This is a genomic window from Streptomyces sp. NPDC056527, from assembly GCF_042794475.1.
GTDB lineage: Bacteria > Actinomycetota > Actinomycetes > Streptomycetales > Streptomycetaceae > Streptomyces.
This window is the reverse complement of record NZ_JBHTTQ010000019.1, coordinates 1-15,457: the sequence shown is the minus strand read 5'-3', so window position 1 is coordinate 15,457 and position 15,457 is coordinate 1. Positions and strand designations below refer to the sequence as shown.

Below are 15,457 nucleotides of genomic sequence, written 5' to 3'. Positions count from 1 at the left end.
GTCTCAGTCGGGGATCCCCGCCGTGTCGACCAGCTCCGCCAGGGCCGTGGCCAGTGCGTCGAGGCCCGGCCCGGCGGGGCCGCCCGGCTCCTTCATGTAGACGTCGCGGCGGATCTCTACCATCAGCGCGCTCACACGCGTGTCCCGGCCGTAGTGCTCCAGCGGCACGTAGGTACCCGCGAAGGGGCTGTCCGTCCCGACCCCGCCGAAGCCCCGGAACGCCGCCCGCGCCGCCGCGAGGAGCGCGGGCGGTGTGTGGTGGCGGTCCGTACCGAGGCAGATGGGCGGGCGGGGCCCCGCACCGTGCAGTTCGTACGGCAGGGGTGCGGTCGGGTACGAGTGCACGTCGATGATCACGGCGCGGCCGACGGTCGCCAGCCGATCGGCGACGGCGGCGGTCATGGCCCGGGCGTAGGGCTCGAAGTACCGCTCCAGGAGCGGGCGGGCGTCGAGGTCGGCCGGCCGCAGGACGGCGCGGTGCGTGGTCCGTGTGTACACCGCGCCCATCCCGACGGCGATCATCTCCTCCCGCTCGTCGGGGAAGCGCTCGGGGTCGACGACCAGCCGCGAGAGCCGGTTCACGAACCGCCAGGGGGTCGTGGCGGCGGCTCCGGCGGCCAGGTCGGCGATCCGCTCGGTGTGGGAGTCGGTGATGTGGTCCAGCTCGCGTGCGAGTTCCTCGTCGTCCAGCACGATGCCGTCGCGCACGTCCGGGGGCAGTTCGCGCGAGGAGTGCGGCACATGGAGGAGTACCGGAGAGTCCGGCGCTCCGGGCAGGAGCTGGAACGAAGGCGGTGCGTCGGTCACGGGCGGTCCTCGCTGTACGGCGTCGATGGCTTGTGGCTTCCGGCACCAGCATGATCAACGAAGCGGGCGCCTGGGGAGACCCGGGCGCCCCTCTCTTCACCGGGGGACGGCAACTCACCGTCATGGGTTGCCTCATGGGGCGGCCCGGGGCGGAGCGCATGGAGAGATCCCGTGGAATTCGGCGCACGAGGGTAGGCCCGCACAGGACTCTTGTTATACGTTCCGTCTAACAGCTTGCTAGACGCCACGTCTAACAAGCGTGGTGGCGCTCGGTGGCCTTCGCTCTCGTCACACGGGAACGGGAAGGGACGAAGCCGGCCGGCGTCGGGTCGAACTCTCTCGATTCAAGGAGCCGCACCATGGCAAGCAGCACCGTACGGCCGGAGAGCCGGGACCGGCGCGCGGAGCAGGACGTCACCGCGCGGCTGCTCGACTCGGCCGCGCAGCTGTCGTACGACCCCCTCGTCGAGGTGGACTGGGACACCCCGCTGGACAAGGACTTCCACGGCGCGAGCCCCGAGTGGAGCACGCTCTACGGCACGCCGTACTGGGGTGAACTGACCGACGCGCAGCGCAAGGAGCTGACGCGACAGGAGGCCGCTTCGGTGGCCAGCACGGGCATCTGGTTCGAGATGATCCTCCAGCAGATGGTGCTGCGGGACATCTACGCCAAGGACCCGACCTCCCCGCGCTTCCAGTGGGCGCTCACCGAGATCGCCGACGAGTGCCGGCACTCGATCATGTTCGCCCGCGGCGCCGCGAAGCTGGGCGCGCCCGCCTACCGCCCGCGCCGGGCCGCGGTCGAACTGGGCCGGGTCTTCAAGACGGTCGCCTTCGGCGAGGCGGCCTACGCGGCGATCCTGGTCGCCGAGGAGGTCCTCGACGTCATGCAGCGCGACTGGATGCGGGACGAGCGGGTCGTGCCCTTCGTCCGGACCATCAACAACATCCATGTCGTCGAGGAGTCGCGGCACATGAAGTTCGCCCGCGACGAGACCCGCAAGCGGCTGCGGCACGCGGGCCCGCTGCGCCGGCAGCTCAACGCGCTCGTGATCGCGATCGCCTCGTACGTCATCGTCACCAGCATGGTGAACCGCGGCGTCTACGCGAACGCCGGCCTGGACACCCGGCGAGCCGTCACCGAGGCCCGGACGAACGAGCACCACAGGTCGCTGATGCGGTCCAGCTGCTCGGGCCTCATGGAGTTCCTGGCCTCGGCACGTCTGCTCACCCGGCCTGCGCTCTTCTTCTACAAGCGCGCCCACCTGATCTGACGCCCCTCCCGCCGACCCCGCCGACCCGCCGACCCGCCGACCCGCCGACCCGAGCTGAGCCGACGACATGACCTACGCCATCACCCAGACGTGCTGCAACGACGCCACGTGCGTCGCCGTCTGCCCTGTCAACTGCATCCATCCGACGCCCGAGGAGCGGGCGTTCGGCAGCACGGAGATGCTCCACATCGACCCGAAGGCGTGCATCGACTGCGGCGCCTGCGCCGACGCCTGTCCCGTCGACGCGATCTTCCCCGTGGACAGTCTCTCCCCGACACAGCGCGCGTACGAGGCCGTCAACGCCGCGTACTTCGCCGACCGGGAGACCGAACCGGCCTCCACCGGGCCGAACTTCCACGCCTGGGGAGCCCCGGCCTTCGAGCGCGACGTGCCGTCCGACCTCGCGCCGATCCGGGTCGCCGTCGTCGGCACCGGACCGGCCGGGATGTACGCGGCGGAGGACCTGCTCCTGCACACCAACGCCGAGGTGACCCTGGTCGACCGCCTGCCGGTGGCCGGTGGACTCGTCCGGTACGGCGTGGCGCCGGACCACCCCTCGACGAAGAAGGTGGGCGAGACCTTCGCCCGCTTCCACCACCACCCCCGGGTGCGGGTGCGCCTGGGTGTCGAGATCGGCAAGGACGTCAGCGTGGAGGAGCTCGCCGCCCACCACGACGCGGTCGTCTACGCCGTGGGCGCCTCCACCGACCGCCGTCTCGGCATCCCCGGCGAGGACCTGGCGGGCAGCATCTCGGCGACCGCCTTCGTGTCCTGGTACAACGCCCACCCCGAGGCCGCGCCGGACGGGATCGACCTGACGGCCGAGCGGGTCGTCGTGGTCGGCAACGGAAACGTCGCCCTCGACGTGGCCCGCATCCTCGTCATGGATCCGGAGACGCTGGCCGGCACCGACATCGCCGACCACGCGCTCGCGGCCCTGCGCGCCTCGAAGGTGCGCGAGGTGGTCCTGCTCGGGCGGCGCGGCCCCGAGGACGCCGCGTACACCGCCTCCGAACTGCTCGCGCTCACCCACCTGCCCGGTGTGCGGCTGGTCGTCGACGATCACGACCCCCGGACCGGCGCGGCGATCGACGGCGCGGAGCCGGGCCCGCGCGGAAAGGCGGCGCTGCTGCGGGGCGTGGCCAGGGAGGCCGTGGACTGGTCGCGTCCGCCGGGGCCCGAGCGACGCATCGTGCTCCGGTTCCACTCCGCGCCGGTGGCGGTGCTCGGCGACGACACCGTGCGGGGCGCCCGGGTGACGGACGGCACGGAGCAGCGCGAGATTCCGGCCGGGCTGATGCTGCGGGCGGTCGGCTACCGCGGAGTGGCGGTGCCGGGCCTGCCCTTCGACGAGGCGACCGGCACCGTGCCGCATGAGGGGGGCCGGGTGACCGGGCTGCCCGGCGCGTACGTCGTCGGCTGGATCAAGCGCGGCCCCTCGGGCGGTATCGGGGCCAATCGCACCTGCGCCGCCGAGACGATCGGCACGCTCCTGGCCGACGCCGTCGCGGGTGCGCTGCCCGCACCGTCGGGCACGGACAGGGCGTTCGACCGCCTCGCGCGCCGTCGCGCCGGTCGGCTCGTCGACGCCCGGGGGCTCGCCGCCATCGACCGGGCCGAGCTGGCGCGGGGCCGCGCCGCCGGCCGCCCGCGGGTCAAACTCGGCACCGTGCCCGAGCTGGTGGCTGCGGCGAAGGGGGGCCGCCTGCGGCTCGTCCGGTGACGGCGCGCTTGCCGCTCAGTCCACGAACTTCTCCCACGCCGTCGTGCCGAGCATGCCCGTCTCGCCGATGTCCAGACCGCCTTCCGGCTCCACCGTCTGCCGGGCGGTGCCGGGGGCCGGTCCGATCTCCACGTACACGCCGCTCCCCCGCTGCGTCGCCGCGTCGACGGTCGAGTAGCGCCACACGAAGACGCTGTGCGCGGACTCGCCGGGCTTCAGCGTCACCGGGTGCGCGCCCGGGTCCTCGAGCGTGGTGATCGGTTCCGAGCCCTTGAGGACCGTCACGTCCATGCGCTCACGGTTCACGTCCCGTACCCGCACGTCCGGATAGCCGTTCAACCGCTGAACGCTCGTTCCGCAGTTGGTGAGCGTCACCGGCATGGAGCGCAGTCCCATGGCGGCGTTGACCATGCCGGTCCACACCTTGACGCCGGTGGCCGGGCAGCCCTCCGTGGACGTGGGACGGGGCGGTTCCGCCGGCGGGGCGAAGGGTACGCCGGGCTCCGCCGGCCCGGGGGCCGCCCGGGTCGCGGTCCGCGCGGGATCGGCCTCGCGGTCGAGTTCGGCCGCGAGGCCGCACCCGGTGGTCAGGACGGCCATCGCGGCCAGGATCAGCCCGTACCGGACAGGTATGACGGTCATGCCGCGATCATCACATGCCGCGTGGCTACTCGAACCGCGTGGTGTCGCCCGCGCCTCGGCGCACGATCTCGGGCTCGCCGCTCGAGAAGTCGATGACGGTCGTCGGTTCCGTACCGCAGTCGCCGGAGTCCAGGACGGCGTCCACCGCGTGGTCGAGTCGCTCCTTGATCTCCCAGCCCTGGGTCATCGGTTCGTCCTCGCCGGGCAGGAGCAGGGTGCTGGAGAGCAGCGGTTCGCCGAGTTCCTCCAGGAGCGCCTGGGTGACGACGTGGTCGGGGATGCGGACGCCGACGGTCTTCTTCTTGGGGTGCAGCAGCTGACGTGGGACTTCCTTCGTCGCCGGCAGGATGAAGGTGTAACTGCCGGGCGTCGCCGCCTTGACGGCGCGGAACACGTCGTTGTCGACGTGCACGAACTGGCCGAGCTGCGCGAAGTTCTGGCACACCAGCGTGAAGTGGTGGCGGTCGTCGAGCTCTCGGATCGTGCGGATCCGGCCGATGCCGTCGCGGCTGCCGATCCGGCATCCCAGCGCGTAGCAGGAATCCGTCGGGTACGCGACGAGCGCGCCTGCGCGGATGCTGTCCGCCACACTGCTGATGGTGCGCCGCTGGGGGTTCTCGGGGTGCACGTCGAAGTACTTCGCCATGGGGGCAGTCTAGGTTCCCCGCGGGGTCGGCCCGGGACGGCGGGCCGGTGCGGTTGACCGTTCGGGCGACCGTCAGGCCGCCAGGCGCAGCTCCTGGCGCAGGACGATCGCGTTGAGCCGGATCGTGTACGGCGCGATGTCCATGATCTCCAGGGCGGCGGCCTTCTCCTTCTCCAGCCCCACGGTCACGTCGATGCAGAAGGCGATCGCGTACATGTGGTCGCCGGTCTCCTCGTCCTGGAGGGCGAAGAACAGGTCCCGGTAGTAACTGGTCCGGTCCGGGCCCTCGTCGTAGTACGAGAGTCCCGGCTCGCCCTCCTGCGCGGCGAGGCCGGTGAACGCGTCGGCGAGCTCCTTCTCGACCGTGTCCCAGAACGCGGCGTCGGCGAACTCGCCGGGCAGCGCCTGACGCACGGCCTCCTTCAGGGACATCACCATGACCATGACCGGGGCCTGCTCCTGGAGCCCCCAGCCGCGGACCATCTTGACGACGGCGCTGTCGGGTATGGCGTCGGCCGCCTGGCGGATGTTGTCGAAGTCGAAGTTGACGGTGGCCGGGGCGATCGCGTCCTGGAAGGTCCGGTCGATGGCCCGGGCCTGGTCGAGATGGTCCGGGCCCACCTCGATGACGGTCTTGAAACTTGCGGTCATGGCTCCTCCGGATGCGTTGTGGTGATCAAGGGGGGTCAGTATGCCGTCTGGCGTCGGCCGGACACACTCTTGTCGTCTTGTCGACTTCGCCGGACAGTACGGGGATGGCGATCGTTGTACTGGTGGGCACGCTTGACACCAAGGGTCTCGAATACGGATGGCTGCGCGAACGGCTGCAGAGTCGCGGGGTCGAGGTCATCGTGGTCGACACGGGGGTGATCGGTGCGGCGCGGATACCCGCGGACGTCCCGCGCGCCGAGGTGGCCCGGGCCGCGGGCACGGATCTGGAGCGGTTACGGAGCGAGGGGGACCGAGGCGCGGCCGTCACGGCGATGGCGCGCGGGGCGGCGGAGGTCGTGCGGGGGCTGTACGCGCGGGGCAGGCTGCACGCGGTCCTCGCCCTGGGTGGCAGCGGAGGCACGTCGATCGCGACACGGGCGATGCGGGAACTGCCGCTCGGGGTGCCGAAGGTGATGGTCTCCTCGATGGCCTCGGGCGATGTCGCGCCCTACGTCGGCTCGGCGGACATCACGATGATGTACAGCGTGGTCGACATCGCCGGGGTCAACCGGGTGTCGGCCCCGATACTGGCGAACGCCGTCGAGGCCGTCGCCGGGATGGCGCGGGGATTCGCGGCCGTGCGGCCGCCGGCGGTCGACGACGGCCGGCCGCTGATCGCGGCGAGCATGGCGGGGGTGACGACCCCGGGCGTCGACGCGGCGCGCGAGCGGCTGACCGAGCTGGGCTACGAGGTGCTGGTCTTCCATGCCAGCGGGGCCGGCGGCCGGACGCTCGAATCGCTGGCGGAGCAGCGGCTGTTCGCGGGCGTCCTGGATCTGACGCTCTGCGAGCTCGCGGACGATCTCTTCGGCGGCATCCTGACGGCGGGGCCCCACCGGCTGCTCGCCGCCGGACGCGCGGGGGTTCCGCAGGTGGTGAGCCCCGGAGCCCTGGACATGGTGAAGTTCGGCCCCCTCGACACGGTCCCCGAGCGCGTCCTCGACCGCGACGTGCGGGTGCACAACCCCTCGATATCGGTCGTGCGGACGACCGCCGAGGAGTCCGCGGAGCTGGGGGCGCGCGTCGCGGCGAAGCTGCGGTCCGCCACCGGACCCACGGCCGTCTGCCTGCCGCTGCGCGGGCTCTCCACCCTCGGGGCGCCCGGCGGGCCGTATCACGACCCGGCGGTGGACGAGGCGCTGTTCTGCGCCGTCCGGGACGGGCTGCGCGGCAGCGCGGTCGACGTGGTGGAGGTCGACACGCACCTCAACGACCCGTCGTTCGGCCGCGCCGCCGCGGACCTGCTGCACCGTCTGATCCAGGGGGGTTGAGGCCCCTCACCCGGGCAGGTCGGCCAGGCGCCGGCGGTCGAGCGGGGAGGCGCGGCGGTCGAGGCGCTGTTCCAGGAGGTGGCGGGCCGCGTCGCTGTGGCCCGCCTCCATCAGCGCGTACAGCAGGGTCTCCTCGACGACCTCGCGCTGCGCGGCGCTGCCGCCCACCCGGCGGAGGGTGGGCAACAGGTCGCGCAGCCCCTCCACGGCGGTGGTCCACTGCTCCTCCAGGACCGCCTCGAGTGCGCGGCACAGGGGAGCGATGACCTCCCGCTGCACAGTGTCCGCGCCGGTGGCGTGGGTGCGCAGCCGTCGGAGGGCGGGCAGATCGCCCGCGGCGGTCAGGGCGACGGCGCTGTGCAGGGCGGTGAAGGCGGTCGCGGGCCGCTCGACCAGATCTCGGGCGACCGCGTCGAGCACCCCGCCGACCGGGACGGGGCCCGTCCAGTTCCGCGACATCCGGGCCCGCCACAGCAGCGAGCCGGAGTCGACGAGTGCCCGTACGCCGTTCACCTGGCGGGGGGCGAGCTGGGCGAACCAGCGGCGGCGTACGGCCTCGGCGTCGTCCAGGGCGAGTTCGTGCAGCGCCACGTGCCAGGAGAAGTGGGCCCGGTGCACCGCGCCCCGGCCCTGGCCGCCGATCCAGCCGTCGAGCCAGTCGCGGCCCGCCCGGTGCTCGCCGGACTCGTAGTGCACGTGGGCGAGGGCGTGTACGGCGTGTCCGGAGGCCGGCTCGGCCGCCAGGGCGACCCGGGCGAGGGCGCCCGCCTCGTCGATGCGCCCCTGCTCCTGGCGGAGGAAGGCGAGGAGCGAGGTGTGGAACCAGTGGCCGTCGTAGGCGGGCGCCGTGCGCTCCACCAGCCGCTGGGCGAGCGTGCCGTCGAGGTCGCCGACCCCGGAGAAGGCGATGGTGGGGACGGCGATGGAGAGGGCGAAGGCGTCGCCGGGGAAGCGGTCGAGGTGGTCGACGAGCGCGCGGTCACCGTCCGCGCCGCCGTCACCGTCATGGGCTCGGACGCGACGGGTGACGACGTCGACGAAGGAGCGTTCGCGCTCGTCGCCGCGTTCGGCCGCGCTGCGCTGGGCGTCGGCGAGTTCCCGGTCCACGTCGACGTCCGCGCCGCACTCGTGGCCGAGCAGGGCGAGCGCGGCGTGACCGAGGGCGAAGCCGGGGTCGAGTTCGGTGGCGCGGGCGAACGCCTCGGCCGCCTTCGCCCGTACGGTCACGACCCGGCCGAGCCCGCTGCGGAAGGAGGCCGCGGCGGCGGCATGGGTCGACAGCGGGAGGCCGAACTGGTCGGTGGGCCGGCGCCGGGTGGCCTGCGGGGTACGGGTGAGCGGAGCGAGCACGGCCTCGGCGATGTCCCTGGCCTGGGCCCTGATCTCGGGAATCGCGGTGGTCTCCCACAGCTCACCCCGTCGGGGGCTGCCGAGGGTGAACAGGGAACGCTCCGTGCGTCCGTCGGTGTCGCGCAGGCGGCCGGCCTCGGTGGCGACGCCGATGCCGAGCGGTCCGGGCGCCGCGAGGCCGTCGGCGAGCAGCCCGCCCCACAGCGGGTCGCCCGAGGCGTCCATCCGGAGCCCCGGTCCGGTGCAGTCGACCACCCAGGCCACCGTCAGCTCCCGTCCGTCGGCGAGCGCGACCGAGAGCCGGCCGTCCTCCCGGGGCGTGGCCGAGGCGATCCGGCCGGCGTGGATCCGCAGGCGGCGTGCGGCGCGGGCGCGGGCGATGGTCTCGGCGGTGGTCGGGGCCATCCGGTGCCGGTGGACGTTCCACCGGGTGGCGTCGCGGTCGAGGAACTCGGCCCGCTCCTCGTCGGTGAGGCCCTTCCAGAGCGCCACGATGCCGGGGCGCAGCCCGTCGAGTGCGGGCCGCCAGTCGCCGTGGTCGCGCATCGAGGCGGCCAGATGGCGGCGCAGTTCGATGCGGAGGCGGTGCAGCGGCAGGGCCGCGAGTCCCGTCGGCGGCGGTACGGGCGGCAGCGGGGCGACGGCGTGGGGCTGGGGCAACAGCCCGCTGCGGGACAGGGCGTGGACCGTGCGGCCGGGCCGGTCGAGCACGAGCGCGAGGTCGACGGCGGTCAGCCCGGTGCCGACGAGCAGCACGTCGTCGTCGGCGGCGACCGTGTCGAGGGCGCCGGGTGCCCAGGGGCGGGCGATGAACCGGTCGGAGCCGCGCAGTTCGTCCGTGGCCCAGCCGGAGGTGCCGGCGGCGGGTCCGGTGGCCAGGACGACGGTGTCGGCGGTCACCGTCCCGCCGTCGGCGAGGCGGAGCTCCAGACGCCCGTCGGCGGTGTCGGCGCAGCCCGTCGCCCTCGCGCGCAGACGGCGTACGGAGACCGTGCCATGGGCGGTGATGATGGCACGGCCGAGGGTGTCGGCGAGGTAGGAGCCGAAGCGGTAGCGGGACGCGAAGTCGGTGGCGGCGACGGCGGATTCGCCGTGGCGGCAGAGCCAGCGCAGGAAGTGACCGGGGTCGTCCGGGTAACAGCTCATCCCGCCGACCGGGACGTTGAGCCGGTGTTCGGCGACCTCGGTGGCGTACGCCGTTCCGCGTCCAGCCTCCGCCGCCGGATCGATCAGGACCAGGTCGAGGGGCGTGCGTCGGCGGGCCGCCGCCTCACACAGCTGGACGGCGACGAGCGCCCCGGCCGCGCCCGCGCCGACGACGGCCACGGTGGAGCGCGGACGGGCGGACCTCAGGGACACCACGGACACGACGGAACCTCCGGGCCAGGCGGGTGGGCACAGTTAAGTGCACTATGTCGATGAACAATGTGCACTGACAAGGCCGCCACGTCCCCCCGGGCCGCGCCGGATCGCTTTCGCGCCAAGCGTGAGACATTGAGGCGGTGAGGATCTCAGCAAGAACGGACTACGCGGTCCGGGCCATGGCGGAGCTGGCCTGCTCCCCCGACCGGCCCCTGAAGGCGGAGGACATCGCGGGCCGTCAGGACATCCCCGTCCGCTTCCTCTTCGTCGTCCTCAGCGAGTTGCGTCAGGCGAGGCTGGTGCGGAGCGTGCGCGGCCCGGACGGTGGGTACTCACTCGCCAGACCCCCCGCGGAGATCACCCTCGCCGACGTCGTCCGTGCGATGGACGGGCCCCTCGTGAGCGTGCGCGACCTGAAGCTGACCGGTCTGGAGTACCAGGGCGCCGCCGCGCCCATGCCGGACGTGTGGCGGGCCGTACGCACGAGTCTGCGCCAGGTCCTGGAGGGCACGACCCTGGCGGACCTGGCGTCGGGAACGCTGCCCGCGCTCGTACGGGAACGGGCACGGGAGTACAACGACGACGTACGGACCTATCCGTAGTCACGCCGTACGGACCCGTGGATCGTCACCGTGCGGGCAGGGTGAGTTCGCCGCCCCGGTAGAAGCCTTCGGTCTCCTCGACGACGTACGGCGCCATGACCTCGCGCCGTTCCCGTTCGGCGTCGGAGGACCGCCAGGCGTCACAGGCCTCCTGCGAGTCCCAGAAGGAGACTCCGGTGATCTCCTGCCCGTCCTCGGACCAGTAGGCCAGTGCTCGGCGCAGTCCGTCGGGGGAGAAGCCGGGGCGCCAGGCCCGCTCGAACTCCTCCAGGGTGCCCGGCTTGATGCGGCGCGTGGTCACCCAGACAAAGTGCCGCTCCATCGCAGCCTCCTCGGAAACGGGGATCGGCTTGATCGCGCTCCTCACCACGGTAGGTCGGCGATGCCGTTTCCGCCTCCGAGAGGGATCCGGCGGCCCGGGCCGCTAGGGCCGCCAGCACCCGGCGGTGACGGCGGTGGCGACGGCGACCGCAGTCAGCCGGTCGTAGTCGAGGGTGTCGGGGGTGTCCGTCGGACGGTGGTAGCGGGGGTTCCGGAAGTTCGCCGTGCCGGTGATCATGACGGCCGGAATCCGCGCGTTCCAGAACGCGGCGTGGTCGCTGCGGCCGAGATGGTTCACCGGGGGCAGCACGAGGCCCGCGAGGAGCCCCAGTGGGCCGTCCGGACGCGGGTCGCGCAGGGTGACGACGGGCAGTGGGGGCCGGGCGGCCCCGGCCGCCCGGCGCCAGAGGTCGGCGGCGCCGTCCGACGACCGGCGATGGACCACGAGGGTGAAGTCGCCCCGCAGGCCGTTCGCGCGCACGGAGGCGGTCACGCGGGGGAAGACCGTACCGAATCCCGGCGGCAGCGTCTGCGTCCCCGTGCCCGTCGCGAAGCAGCCGACCGACTCCAGGCAGATCATGCCTCCGACGCTGCGGCCTCGGCGCAGCGCCCGGGCCGTGACCCGGGAGCCGATGAATCCCAGCTCCTCCATGTCGAAGCAGGCGAGGGTGACCGCCGGCGGGCGCGGAAGCCCGCCGAGCAGCCGGGCGATCTCGAGGAGCGCGGCGACCCCGGAGGCGTTGTCGTCGGCGCCGGGGCTCCCCGCCACGGTGTCGAGGTGCGCTCCGACGAGGACGGTGGAACGGCCTCCCCCGGCCGTCGACCCCGGCAGTGTGGCCAGCAGGTTCGCGCCGCTGAGCCGTCGGTGCAGACGGAACCGCAGGGCTGCCGTCGGCCCGCCGGGACGGTCGGTGCAGCCGGGACGCCACCGCACGTCGAAGGGCTGCCGTTCGGTCCGCCAGCCGGCCGCGACGAGCTCCTGCGCCACATGGGTCTCGGCCCGGAGCATCGCCTCGGGCGCGTGGATCCGGCCGCGCGGGCGATCGGCGAGGAACTCCACGTCGCGCCGCAGGCGTCCCGGATCGGCCCGCCGGGTGAGTCGCCCGACGAGCGCCGGGACGTCTGGGAGCACGGCGCCGCGCACCTCGTGGCCGGGTTCCATGACCCGATGGTGACGCACGCCACGGCCTCGCGCGCCCTGCGGACGGGTGTTGCACCATGCCCCGGTGCGTGCGGGCGACGACACTGGGACGGCGAAACCCACGTCACTACCGGAAGGAAGCGGAAGAATGGCGACGTTCGATCCGATCACCCGTAGGCTTCTGCGACTCTTCGCGGTCCTGGACACCGACGGGAACGGGTTCGTCACCTGGTCCGACCACCGGCGGATCGTGGAGGCGTACGCCGATGCGTACGGGCTGGCGCAGGACGATCCCAAGATCCAGGCCCTGGCGCGGGCGTACTGGGCGCAGTGGCTCGGTCTGCTCGCCCAGGCGGTGCCCGGGCAGGACCGGCTGGACCAGGAGGAGTTCGTGGCCGCGCACCGCGCGGTGGGCTACGACGCGGACCGCCCCGAGCTGCTCGAGAACCTGGCGCAGGCGATCTTCCGGATCATGGACACGACGGGCGACAAGCGGGTCAGCAAGGAGGAGTTCACCGCCTACCTCGCCGTCTGGGGGGTGTCGAGCGACGAGGGCCCGGCGGTCTTCGAGCGGCTCGACCTGGACCGCGACGCGTACGTCTCCCAGCGGGAGATCGCCCGGTCGCTGCGTGCGTTCCACCTCAACAACGACGACCTGAACACGCCGGGCGGCACGTTCCTGGGCATCCACTGAACGGGGCGGCCGACAGGAGGCGGGTGATGCGGGGCGGGCCGTGGTGTGGTCGGATCGGCGTCATGGACCTCACAGAGGAGAACGACGGTTCGCCGGGGCAGGATCCCGGAGAGCGCCGCCGTGCCGCCCGTCGGGTCGTCGCGAGCCGGACCACGGACGGGGCCGAGCTCGCGGAGTTCCTCGACATACTGGACCTCCGGCCCGAGGTCGATCACCTCTACCCCGGCTCGGGGACCGGGGCCGAGAACTCCGCCCGCACGGGGCGGAAGGGCAGGGGCCGCACGGCCCGCTGAGCGGCGCTCAGCTCCCGGCGGGCGCGCATGAAGGGGCGGGGGCGGTCGACGGCCAGGACGGCTGTCGTGCGGCCCTCGCGCTCGTAGCGGCAGAGGAAGCCGCCCTCGGCCGTGGACCCTTCGACGACCCGCACGACGTCGCCTTCGCGGTGTCGCCCCGCGAACTGGATGCGCGCGCCGTACTGGTCCGACCAGAAGTACGGCAGCGGGCGGACGTCTTCCACGGTCCGGCCGGCCAGCAGATTGCGTACGGCGACGGCGGGTTGCTCGGTCGCGCTGGTCCAGTGCTCGGCGCGCACCCCGCCGACGCGGGCGACGTCACCCACGGCCACGACCTGCGGGAGGGCGGTGACGCAGCCGTCGTCGCAGAGGACGCCGTCGCTCAGCGGAAGGGGCGAGCCGGCGAGCCACCCGGTGTTGGGGACGGCTCCGATCCCGACGACGACCAGGTCGGCGGGGAGCGTACGTCCGTCGGCGAGCTCCACGGCGGTGACGGAGCTCCGGCCGTGCAGCCGGGCCACGCCCGTCCCGGTGATCAGTTCGGTGCCGCCGCGCCGATGGAGGTCGGCGCACACGGCGGCCATCTCGGGGCCGAGTTGCGGCAGCAGCGGGAGCGGCGCGGCCTCCACCACGGCGACGTCGTGGCCGAGTGCGGCGCAGGAGGACGCGGTCTCGGCGCCGATGAACCCGCCGCCGATGACGACGACCCGCAGACCGCCGCCGACAAGGGCGGCCCGCAGGGCGCGGGCGTCGTCGAGCGTGCGCAGGGAGTGGACGCCGGGGAGTCCGCCGGTCCCCGGCAGCCTGCGCGCGGAGGCGCCGGTGGCGATCACGAGTCCGTCGGTGACGAGGGTGCGGCCGTTCTCCAGGAGGATCGCGCTGCCGTGTGTGTCGAGGCTCCGGGCGCGGGTGCCGAGGAGCCACTCGGCGTCGAGTCCGGCCTCCTCCTCGGGGTCGGTGAGGGCCAGTTGCTCCTCGCCGGCCCGCCCTGAGAGGAAGTCCTTGGACAGTGGCGGTCGGTCGTAGGGCCGGTGGGGCTCCTCCCCCACGATCACGAGCCGCCCGTCGAAACCCTGGCTCCGCAACTCGCGGGCGGCGTAGAGGCCGGCGAGCGAGGCGCCGACGACCGTGACGGTCCTCATGCCGCGGTGCCTTCCTGTACGGCGGGCCGGACATGGATGACGCCGCCCTCGACGACGACCTCGTGGGTGCGGACGGGGCGCCGCGCGGGCAGGCAGGTCGGCTGCCCGGTACGAAGGTCGAATGAGGCGGCGTGGAGCGGGCATTCGACCAGACAGCCTTCGAGCCACCCCTCGGAGAGAGAGGCGTCCTGATGGCTGCACGTGTCGTCGATGGCGTAGAACGCGCCGTCGGCGTTGAACACCGCGATCGGCGGAGTGGTGTCGATTCGGACGGATTCGCCCACGGGGAGGTCTTCAAGGCGGCAGACGGGAATCACGGGCCCCCCTCGGTCCAGGAGTGATCTGCAGGACGCTTCGGTAACATCAGGTTGCGTATGGCGCATGAGGGAGCGCTATGCGCAACAGAATCCGGTCGGGGTGCCCGCCGCGTCAAGGGCTTCCCGAAGATGCGTGCCCAAGGGGCCGCAAGATGGCGAGAGTTGAGCTATGACCCGCGACCGCGCAGCAGCCCGACCGCCCGAGGAGCCGGCGACGACCGAGGAGACCCCGGAACGCACACCCAGAGGAGGGGCGGGGGCGATCCAGTCGGTGGACCGCGCCGTCAGCGTCCTCGAGATCCTGGCCCGGCACGGCGAGGTCGGGGTCACCGAGATCGCCGACGAGCTGGACGTGCACAAGTCCACCGCGTTCCGGCTGCTCGGGGTGCTGGAGAACCGGGGCCTGGTCTCCCAGGCGCAGGACCGGGGCAAGTACTTCCTCGGCGCCGGCATCCTGCGCCTGGCGGGGGCCGCGGCCGTACGGCTGGACATCTCGCAGGAGGCGGCGCCCGTCTGCCGTGAACTCGCCGACGAACTGGGCGAGACGGTCAACATCGCCGTCCTCGACGACGACGCGGCCGTCAACATCATGCAGGCCCGCGGACCCGCCTCCGTCACCGCGCAGAACTGGCTGGGCCGGCGCACCCCCCTGCACGCCACCTCCAGCGGCAAGGTGCTCCTGGCCCATCTGCCCGTGACCTTGCGCGAGGGCCTCCTCGCCCGGGCGCTGCCGCGGTTCACGGAGCACACGGTGACCAGCGCGGGGATGCTGCGCGCCGAACTGGACTCGGCGTACGCGCAGGGATTCGCCATCGCGGCCGAGGAGTTGGAGCTGGGGCTCCACGCGGTCGCCGCACCGGTGCGGGCGCACGACGGCCGGGTCATCGGCGCGATCAGCGTCTCCGGTCCGGCCTACCGGCTGGAGCGCGAGCGCCTCGCCGAGCTCGCCGCACGGACCGTCGTCGCGGCCGACGAGCTGTCCCGGCGCATGGGTTACGGCTTCTGACCGGAACCTTCCAGCACTGCCCCTCACGACGCGGGGGCCGGGGGACCCCGCCCCCCCGCGGCGGGTGTGGGGGGCGGTTAGCTACCCCCCCGGGGTTTTGCCGACGGTTAAGACCGCCGCTTGACGGGCCCCTGTCACCCGTGAAACAAAGTTAC

The 15,457-nt window shown here is 73.1% G+C and carries 15 protein-coding genes; 6 read left to right on the top strand and 9 right to left on the bottom strand.

The window, feature by feature from the left end:
• Positions 1-3 precede the first annotated feature (3 nt).
• Positions 4-807 (bottom strand): N-formylglutamate amidohydrolase, encoded by an 804-nt coding sequence (locus ACFQ7Q_RS13050; RefSeq protein WP_383553394.1) that lies wholly within the window; start codon positions 805-807, stop codon positions 4-6.
• Between the two features lie 359 nt (positions 808-1,166).
• Between ACFQ7Q_RS13050 and ACFQ7Q_RS13045 the strand changes: the two genes are divergently transcribed.
• On the top strand, positions 1,167-2,081 hold the full coding sequence (locus ACFQ7Q_RS13045) for a diiron oxygenase (protein ID WP_383553391.1): 915 nt from the start codon (positions 1,167-1,169) through the stop codon (positions 2,079-2,081).
• Positions 2,082-2,148: 67 nt separating this feature from the next.
• Positions 2,149-3,804: an FAD-dependent oxidoreductase gene (locus tag ACFQ7Q_RS13040; RefSeq protein ID WP_383553389.1), complete on the top strand. Its 1,656-nt coding sequence runs from the start codon at positions 2,149-2,151 to the stop codon at positions 3,802-3,804.
• A 15-nt stretch (positions 3,805-3,819) separates the two neighbouring features.
• Here ACFQ7Q_RS13040 and ACFQ7Q_RS13035 read toward each other — a convergent pair whose 3' ends face one another.
• The 3 genes from ACFQ7Q_RS13035 to ACFQ7Q_RS13025 all read right to left on the bottom strand — a co-directional run bounded on the left by ACFQ7Q_RS13035 (position 3,820) and on the right by ACFQ7Q_RS13025 (position 5,743).
• The gene (locus ACFQ7Q_RS13035; RefSeq protein ID WP_383553386.1) at positions 3,820-4,446 is read right to left on the bottom strand and encodes a DUF4232 domain-containing protein; all 627 of its coding nucleotides are present in this window, start codon (positions 4,444-4,446) and stop codon (positions 3,820-3,822) included.
• A 25-nt stretch (positions 4,447-4,471) separates the two neighbouring features.
• Positions 4,472-5,092, bottom strand: coding sequence for an L-threonylcarbamoyladenylate synthase (locus ACFQ7Q_RS13030; protein WP_383553384.1), 621 nt, complete (start codon positions 5,090-5,092; stop codon positions 4,472-4,474).
• A 72-nt stretch (positions 5,093-5,164) separates the two neighbouring features.
• Entirely contained in the window at positions 5,165-5,743 is a 579-nt protein-coding gene (locus ACFQ7Q_RS13025) for a Type-2Aa cytolytic delta-endotoxin (protein WP_383553382.1), read from the bottom strand.
• A 104-nt stretch (positions 5,744-5,847) separates the two neighbouring features.
• Here ACFQ7Q_RS13025 and ACFQ7Q_RS13020 point away from each other — a divergent pair, with 104 nt between their 5' ends.
• Positions 5,848-7,074 (top strand): Tm-1-like ATP-binding domain-containing protein, encoded by a 1,227-nt coding sequence (locus ACFQ7Q_RS13020; protein ID WP_383553380.1) that lies wholly within the window; start codon positions 5,848-5,850, stop codon positions 7,072-7,074.
• Positions 7,075-7,080: 6 nt separating this feature from the next.
• On the opposite strand, the gene ACFQ7Q_RS13015 is transcribed toward ACFQ7Q_RS13020, so the two are convergent.
• Positions 7,081-9,792 (bottom strand): FAD/NAD(P)-binding protein, encoded by a 2,712-nt coding sequence (locus ACFQ7Q_RS13015; RefSeq protein ID WP_383553378.1) that lies wholly within the window; start codon positions 9,790-9,792, stop codon positions 7,081-7,083.
• Between the two features lie 134 nt (positions 9,793-9,926).
• Here ACFQ7Q_RS13015 and ACFQ7Q_RS13010 point away from each other — a divergent pair, with 134 nt between their 5' ends.
• Positions 9,927-10,388: an RrF2 family transcriptional regulator gene (locus ACFQ7Q_RS13010; protein WP_383553376.1), complete on the top strand. Its 462-nt coding sequence runs from the start codon at positions 9,927-9,929 to the stop codon at positions 10,386-10,388.
• Between the two features lie 25 nt (positions 10,389-10,413).
• On the opposite strand, the gene ACFQ7Q_RS13005 is transcribed toward ACFQ7Q_RS13010, so the two are convergent.
• Together ACFQ7Q_RS13005 and ACFQ7Q_RS13000 are read right to left on the bottom strand one after the other, a co-directional pair.
• Positions 10,414-10,710, bottom strand: a complete 297-nt coding sequence (locus ACFQ7Q_RS13005) for an antibiotic biosynthesis monooxygenase family protein (RefSeq protein ID WP_383553374.1) — start codon at positions 10,708-10,710, stop codon at positions 10,414-10,416.
• A gap of 102 nt (positions 10,711-10,812) precedes the next feature.
• Positions 10,813-11,871, bottom strand: a complete 1,059-nt coding sequence (locus ACFQ7Q_RS13000) for a M28 family peptidase (protein WP_383553372.1) — start codon at positions 11,869-11,871, stop codon at positions 10,813-10,815.
• A gap of 127 nt (positions 11,872-11,998) precedes the next feature.
• On the opposite strand from ACFQ7Q_RS13000, the gene ACFQ7Q_RS12995 reads away from it, so the two are divergent.
• Complete coding sequence (locus ACFQ7Q_RS12995; RefSeq protein ID WP_383553371.1) at positions 11,999-12,544, top strand: EF-hand domain-containing protein; 546 nt, start codon at positions 11,999-12,001, stop codon at positions 12,542-12,544.
• A gap of 217 nt (positions 12,545-12,761) precedes the next feature.
• Here the strand turns inward: ACFQ7Q_RS12995 and ACFQ7Q_RS12990 are convergent, their stop codons facing one another.
• Both ACFQ7Q_RS12990 and ACFQ7Q_RS12985 read right to left on the bottom strand, forming a co-directional pair.
• Complete coding sequence (locus tag ACFQ7Q_RS12990; protein WP_383553369.1) at positions 12,762-13,979, bottom strand: NAD(P)/FAD-dependent oxidoreductase; 1,218 nt, start codon at positions 13,977-13,979, stop codon at positions 12,762-12,764.
• The gene (locus ACFQ7Q_RS12985; RefSeq protein ID WP_383553366.1) at positions 13,976-14,296 is read right to left on the bottom strand and encodes a bifunctional 3-phenylpropionate/cinnamic acid dioxygenase ferredoxin subunit; all 321 of its coding nucleotides are present in this window, start codon (positions 14,294-14,296) and stop codon (positions 13,976-13,978) included. Before ACFQ7Q_RS12985 ends, ACFQ7Q_RS12990 begins: the two co-directional genes overlap by 4 nt.
• A 262-nt stretch (positions 14,297-14,558) precedes the next feature.
• Here ACFQ7Q_RS12985 and ACFQ7Q_RS12980 point away from each other — a divergent pair, with 262 nt between their 5' ends.
• Positions 14,559-15,302, top strand: coding sequence for an IclR family transcriptional regulator (locus ACFQ7Q_RS12980; RefSeq protein ID WP_383553543.1), 744 nt, complete (start codon positions 14,559-14,561; stop codon positions 15,300-15,302).
• Positions 15,303-15,457 lie beyond the last annotated feature (155 nt).

Excerpts from the sequence above, each read along its gene's own strand:
- ACFQ7Q_RS13045 (WP_383553391.1), top strand. The coding sequence starts at position 1,167 with ATGGCAAGCAGCACCGTACGGCCGGAGAGCCGGGACCGGCGCGCGGAG.
- ACFQ7Q_RS13040 (WP_383553389.1), top strand. The coding sequence starts at position 2,149 with ATGACCTACGCCATCACCCAGACGTGCTGCAACGACGCCACGTGCGTC.
- ACFQ7Q_RS13035 (WP_383553386.1), bottom strand. The coding sequence starts at position 4,446 with ATGACCGTCATACCTGTCCGGTACGGGCTGATCCTGGCCGCGATGGCC.
- ACFQ7Q_RS13030 (WP_383553384.1), bottom strand. The coding sequence starts at position 5,092 with ATGGCGAAGTACTTCGACGTGCACCCCGAGAACCCCCAGCGGCGCACC.
- ACFQ7Q_RS13025 (WP_383553382.1), bottom strand. The coding sequence starts at position 5,743 with ATGACCGCAAGTTTCAAGACCGTCATCGAGGTGGGCCCGGACCATCTC.
- ACFQ7Q_RS13020 (WP_383553380.1), top strand. The coding sequence starts at position 5,848 with ATGGCGATCGTTGTACTGGTGGGCACGCTTGACACCAAGGGTCTCGAA.
- ACFQ7Q_RS13005 (WP_383553374.1), bottom strand. The coding sequence starts at position 10,710 with ATGGAGCGGCACTTTGTCTGGGTGACCACGCGCCGCATCAAGCCGGGC.
- ACFQ7Q_RS13000 (WP_383553372.1), bottom strand. The coding sequence starts at position 11,871 with ATGGAACCCGGCCACGAGGTGCGCGGCGCCGTGCTCCCAGACGTCCCG.
- ACFQ7Q_RS12995 (WP_383553371.1), top strand. The coding sequence starts at position 11,999 with ATGGCGACGTTCGATCCGATCACCCGTAGGCTTCTGCGACTCTTCGCG.
- ACFQ7Q_RS12990 (WP_383553369.1), bottom strand. The coding sequence starts at position 13,979 with ATGAGGACCGTCACGGTCGTCGGCGCCTCGCTCGCCGGCCTCTACGCC.